General features: G+C 41.1%; 1 protein-coding gene. It reads left to right on the top strand.

Features of this window, described 5'->3' with window-relative positions:
- Positions 1-530: acyltransferase family protein (locus tag GMD6S_RS12840; protein ID WP_000320027.1), on the top strand; the 530-nt coding region annotated here is incomplete at both ends.

Here is a 530-nt window from a genome sequence, read left to right on the forward strand (position 1 = left end):
ACCTACCTGTTTGCGTACTTATTTGGCTTCTTGCTAGCAAGTTTAGCGGCAGTGACCATGATTTTTGCTGCGCGTGTCTTGCATGAGAAAACGCCTGAGATACAAGAACCTCGGATCATTACATTTTTAGCGGATACTAGCTACGCGGTTTATCTTTTCCACTGGCCTTTTTATATTATCTTTTCTCAGCTGATGAGTAATCTGCCTGCTGTTATTCTGACAATCATCTTTTCTTATTTCTTTGCTATCCTATCCTTCTATATTATTGAGCCGTTGATTGCCGGTAAATCCAATCCTTTAATACGGAAGATTAGTCGATTGCCTCATATTAAACCAATTAGTGCTGGTGCTGCTGGCATTCTTACCTTGATTACCTTGATTATCATAGCTGTGGCTCCTCAAGTTGGAGCTTTTGAGACAGACTTGATGGTCAATGGTTTCAAACAAGCCCAGACCAATATAGGACAAACAAAGACTCTTGCTGAACAAGCTGAACTGAGTCGTCTAGGAATTTCTGAGGGAACAAGCCT

Source organism: Streptococcus sp. GMD6S (genome assembly GCF_000297015.1).